Below are 5,323 nucleotides of genomic sequence, written 5' to 3'. Positions count from 1 at the left end.
CCGACTTGGGCATACAATCGGGCTTATGCGTTTACACAATGGCCGAACCACCCTATTCCGTCATATCAACGGCATGGACGGACAATTTATCCTGCTTGAAAACCATCCTTCATGGATGCCGGTCAATGATGCCGATTTCAACCATGCTGCCCCCTTGCCTGACGGTTTGGCCGTGCACGAAGAATCATTTTATCCATTTGAAAAAATAGATGCCGCCGAATCGGCAGACAATATCAAAATCTTCAGCGAAGAAGCTCTACGGTTGGAGAAAGAACGATTAAATGCAGTAGCCTTGGTAGAACTGGCAAAAAATCTTAAAGCCGCCCAAGCCGAATCCGATTTGGTCGCACTTCTGGAAAAAATGGATTTTCATTTAAAACAAGATGATATTTTCAAATAAACCCTTCAATCTCAGGCCGTCTGAAACCAAACACCCGACACAATTGTTGACAATGCAAGAAAAATAGTTCATCTTGAACCAATCCGCAGCACTCCATCCCATATTTTCAGCCCATCACAAAGGAATCGAGAACATGTTTTCAAAAAGCGTTACCCTCGCACAATATGACCCCGATTTGGCAGCAGCCATCGCCCAAGAAGACAAGCGCCAGCAAGACCACGTCGAGCTAATCGCCTCTGAAAACTACGTCAGCTGTGCCGTTATGGAAGCCCAAGGTTCGCAATTGACCAACAAATACGCCGAAGGCTATCCTGGCAAACGCTACTACGGTGGCTGCGAATACGTTGATATTGTCGAACAATTGGCGATTGACCGCGCTAAAGAGTTGTTTGGCGCAGAATATGTCAATGTCCAACCGCACTCCGGCTCGCAAGCCAACCAAGCCGTATATGCTTCAGTTTTGAAACCGGGCGACACCATTTTGGGCATGTCTCTGGCACACGGCGGCCACTTGACCCATGGCGCAAGCGTTAACATCTCCGGCAAACTCTACAACGCCATTACTTATGGTTTGGATGAAAACGAAGTTCTCGATTATGCCGAAGTAGAACGCTTGGCGCTTGAACACAAACCTAAAATGATTGTGGCCGGCGCATCTGCCTATGCGCTACAAATCGATTGGGCAAAATTCCGCGAAATCGCCGATAAAGTCGGCGCATACCTCTTTGTCGACATGGCGCACTATGCCGGCCTGATTGCCGGCGGCGAATATCCTAACCCCGTACCATTCTGCGACTTCGTAACCACCACCACCCACAAAACCCTGCGCGGCCCTCGCGGCGGTGTGATTTTGTGCCGTGACAATACCCACGAAAAAGCGCTGAACTCTTCTATCTTCCCAAGCCTGCAAGGTGGTCCGTTGATGCACGTTATCGCTGCCAAAGCCGTGGCGTTTAAAGAAGCGTTGCAACCTGAGTTCAAACAATACGCAAAACAAGTGAAAATCAATGCTGCCGCTATGGCGGAAGAGTTGGTTAAACGCGGTTTGCGCATCGTTTCCGGCCGTACTGAAAGCCACGTTTTCCTCGTTGACCTGCAACCGATGAAAATCACCGGCAAAGCCGCCGAAGCCGCTTTGGGCAAAGCTCATATCACCGTCAACAAAAACGCCATCCCGAACGATCCGGAAAAACCATTCGTTACCTCCGGCATCCGCATCGGCTCCGCCGCCATGACCACACGCGGCTTTAACGAAGCCGACGCGCGCGTATTGGCAAACTTGGTTGCCGACGTATTGGCCAACCCTGAAGACGAAGCCAACCTCGCCAAAGTCCGCGAACAAGTGACTGCTTTGTGCAATAAATATCCGGTTTACGGCGCATAAGCATTTCGCCTTGGATAAAATAACAGGCCGTCTGAAACTTCAGACGGCCTTTTTTTATTGCAACTTTCTTTTAAATTTCAAAACTGTTTGTTTCACTGACTTTGCGTATCATGCCTGCTGCGACAGTATGGTTGGTGGCTTCGTCAATCAAAATAAACGCGCCTTGTGCATGGTTGTCTTCGTATGCGGCAGCAGAAAGCGGCTGCTGGGTTTTGAGGCTGACGCTGCCGATGTCGTTGAGCTTGAGCGTTTCGGCGGATTCGACGCGGCTGAGGGTGTTCACGTCCCAAACATAGGCAATTTCGCTGATTTTTACGGGCGTGGTTTGGGTAGTGTGCTTCAGCAAATATTTGCGGCGCAGATTGAGCGGAATATCGTCAAACCAGCAAAGCGCGGCTTGAAATTGTTGTTCGGGAACAATGGCGCTGTCGGCTGAAACAATACTGTTGCCGCGTGAAATATCGATATCGGTATCCAAAACGACAGTCAACACTTCCCCTGCCTCGGCAGATTCGGTTTTGCCGTTTGGATTGTAGATTTCGGCGATTTTGGCGGTGTGTCCGCTAGGCAGGACTTTGATTTCGTCTCCGGTTTTCAGACGACCTGCTTCCAGCCTGCCTTGATAGCCGCGGAAGTCGTCGCTGCTGCTGCCGTCTTGCCGTGCGACGCGCTGTACGGGGAAGTGGGTGGCTTGGTCGGCGGCGTTTTGGCGGTTGACGGGCAGGCTTTCGAGCAGGGGTAAAAGCGGCAAACCTTGATACCACGGGGTTTGGCTGCTGGCGTTGACGATGTTGTCGCCTTTTAACGCGCTGATGGGCAGGAAGTGGATTTGGGCTTGGAGACCGATTTGTTCAGCCAGTTTGCGGTAGGCTGCGGTAATGGCCTGATATTTGGTTTCGTCGAAGTCGAGCAGGTCGAGTTTGTTGACGGCGACGATGACGTTGGGGCAGCCCAAGAGTTTCAGAATCGCGCTGTGGCGTTTGGTTTGCGGCAGAAGGACGGGTTCGCTGCCGGAAAAATCGACGCGCGTTGCGTCTATCAGGACGATGGCGGCATCGGCGGTCGATGCACCCGTTACCATGTTGCGGGTGTATTGCTCGTGTCCCGGCGTGTCGGCAATAATGAATTTGCGTTTGGGCGTGGCGAAATAACGATAGGCCACGTCAATGGTAATGCCTTGTTCGCGCTCGGCGGCAAGGCCGTCTGTCAAACTGGCAAAATCAGGCGTTTCGCCGTTTTCAGTGGCACGGTTGAGCTTGTCAATCTGGTCGGTCAGTAAGGTTTTGCTGTCGTAGAGCAGGCGGCCGATGAGGGTGGATTTGCCGTCATCGACACTGCCAGCGGTAATGAAGCGTAAAAGCGGAGCGGAAGCTACGGTCATGATTCTTTCCCATTTCTCGTGATTTCTCAAACTGACTGCTACTTTAAACAGGCCGTCTGAAAATGGGAAAGAATGTTTGGTTGTTAAAAAAGCTGTTTTCGTTATATCGCAAAACTATGGGATATTACCTCACACCATCCGTTTTCTCCGGGTCGCCAACCAACATACAATCGACCCTAAGCACACCATTCCCGCACCCTGCCAAAATGTCATGGACAAAGGCGCGCTAATCAAAAATGATGACACTACCGCAGACAATACCGGAATGAAATAAGATGCGCCTGCCAATACGGTCAGGTTGCCGCGCGAAATACCGATATTCCACACTGCATAGCCCAAGCCCATACAAGACGCGGCGGCAACGGCATAGCCGAGCGATACGGAATCAAAACTCAACGTATCCGCGCCGCTGAGAAAATACTCTATCCACAACAATATCGACACCAGCGCAAAGAAAAAGCCGACGCTGCTGCCTTCCGCTTTCACGCGCGCCGTCAGCGTACAATATGCCGCCCAAAACACCGCATCCGCAAATGCCATGATGTAGCCGCCGGGATTGGTGCGGACATTGTGGTAGATGCCGGAAATTGACAAGCCGACATCGCCGCCCAATACAGTGGCAATCCCTAAAAACGACAGCACAAAGCCGATGACTATCCACCATTTTGACGGCTGTTTGTTGAAATATACCGCTCCGACGATGGTAAACGTCGGCCACAAATAATTGACCATGCCGATTTCCACCGCCTGTCTCGCGTTTTGCGCAAAACCGACCGAGAGCGACAAACACAGTTCGCAGCCGACAAAAAACACACTCGCCCAAAACAGATAGCTGCGGTTGTAATTGCGTAAATGCGGCCGGCCGAAAATCAGCCAAATCAATACGGTGGACAGGGTGTACATCATTGCCGCTCCGCCCACTGCCCCCATATGCAGGCTCAAAGAGCGTATCAGAGAAATGACAAAGCTCCACAAAGCAACGGCAAGCAGCCCGATGGCAGTGGCTTGTTTAGAGGAGATGTTTTGAGATAAGAAATGAATCATGGCGTATGTGCTGAAGATGGTTTTATTAGGTTTATCGTAGTTTGAATATATCGTTTCTACATTAATTATTTTAACGGTTTCAAGGCCGTCTGAAAATGATTGTTTCAGACGGCCCTCCATTTGCAATTAGTCCTAAACATGACTATAATCCGCATCCAATTAGTCAATATTGAGACCAATTTATGAATCAGCTCGACCAACTCGGCATGCGTATCAGCCACATAGACAGCGCATTTGACCAATGGATTAAACAGCAAAACACCAACTACAATACCTTCGCCGTTCTCTACACCTTGGCCACCGAAGGCAGCCGCACTCAAAAACACATAGGCGAAGAATGGAGCCTGCCCAAGCAAACCGTTTCCGGCACATGCAAAACGCTGGCGGAACAAGGCTTGCTGACATTTCACGAAAGCGAACAAGACAAACGCGAACGCTTATTGTCGCTGACCGAGCAAGGCAAAGAATCCGCCGCACCATTGGTGCAAAACATGCAGGAATTCAGCAAACGAATTTTTACCGCCTTCGGTGAAAAACGTGCAGCCCGACTGTTTGCCGATTTGGACGCGTTGGCCGAATTAATGGCGCAAACCCTCAATACTAAATAAGGAAGGAGGGCAACCATGTGGAAAATGTTGAAACACATCGGTCAAACACACCGCCGCAAACTCATCACAACCTTCTCTCTCGTCGGCTTGGATAATCTGCTCTTGCTGGTATATCCCGTGTTTGGAGGCTGGGCGATTAATGCCGTTATGGAAGGCAACGTCTGGCAGGCAATGTTGTATGGTGTGGTGGTCTTATTAATGTGGATAATCGGCGCCGCCCGAAGGATAGCCGATACGCGTACATTTACCAAAATCTATACTGAAATAGCCGTCCCGGTCGTTTTGGAACAGCGCAAGCGAGAAGTACCGCATTCCGCCATTACCGCACGCGTTGCCCTATCGCGCGAGTTTGTCAGTTTTTTTGAAGAACACCTGCCCATCGCTGCTACTTCGCTGGTCTCCATCTTCGGTGCATGTATGATGTTGCTGATATTGGAATTTTGGGTGGGCGTATTGGCTGTCGCGATACTTGCCCTGTTTTTATGGTTGCTGCCGCGTTTTGCCGC

6 protein-coding genes are annotated in these 5,323 nt (G+C 50.5%); 4 read left to right on the top strand and 2 right to left on the bottom strand.

All coding sequences use genetic code 11. The annotated features are described in order from the left end of the window. Window positions 1–25: 25 nt before the first annotated feature. Both ACTHUE_RS10505 and glyA read left to right on the top strand, forming a co-directional pair. Window positions 26–400: a hypothetical protein gene (locus ACTHUE_RS10505; RefSeq protein ID WP_039862199.1), complete on the top strand. Its 375-nt coding sequence runs from the start codon at window positions 26–28 to the stop codon at window positions 398–400. Between the two features lie 133 nt (window positions 401–533). Then, entirely contained in the window at window positions 534–1,784 is a 1,251-nt protein-coding gene (glyA, locus tag ACTHUE_RS10500) for a serine hydroxymethyltransferase (protein ID WP_004520001.1), read from the top strand. A 70-nt stretch (window positions 1,785–1,854) separates the two neighbouring features. Here the strand turns inward: glyA and ACTHUE_RS10495 are convergent, their stop codons facing one another. Together ACTHUE_RS10495 and yddG are read right to left on the bottom strand one after the other, a co-directional pair. Continuing rightward, window positions 1,855–3,165: a sulfate adenylyltransferase subunit 1 gene (locus ACTHUE_RS10495; protein ID WP_049336816.1), complete on the bottom strand. Its 1,311-nt coding sequence runs from the start codon at window positions 3,163–3,165 to the stop codon at window positions 1,855–1,857. A 129-nt stretch (window positions 3,166–3,294) separates the two neighbouring features. Next, on the bottom strand, window positions 3,295–4,209 hold the full coding sequence (yddG, locus tag ACTHUE_RS10490) for an aromatic amino acid DMT transporter YddG (protein WP_039862220.1): 915 nt from the start codon (window positions 4,207–4,209) through the stop codon (window positions 3,295–3,297). A 182-nt stretch (window positions 4,210–4,391) separates the two neighbouring features. On the opposite strand from yddG, the gene ACTHUE_RS10485 reads away from it, so the two are divergent. Continuing rightward, window positions 4,392–4,817 (top strand): MarR family winged helix-turn-helix transcriptional regulator, encoded by a 426-nt coding sequence (locus ACTHUE_RS10485; RefSeq protein WP_070588400.1) that lies wholly within the window; start codon window positions 4,392–4,394, stop codon window positions 4,815–4,817. 15 nt (window positions 4,818–4,832) lie between these two features. Continuing rightward, window positions 4,833–5,323 (top strand): ABC transporter six-transmembrane domain-containing protein (locus tag ACTHUE_RS10480; protein WP_440423423.1); only part of this gene is annotated, 491 nt, incomplete at its 3' end.

The organism is Neisseria sp. P0021.S005 (assembly GCF_051956955.1).
The sequence above is the reverse complement of the archived record's forward strand: the minus strand, read 5'-3'. Positions and strand labels throughout refer to the sequence as shown.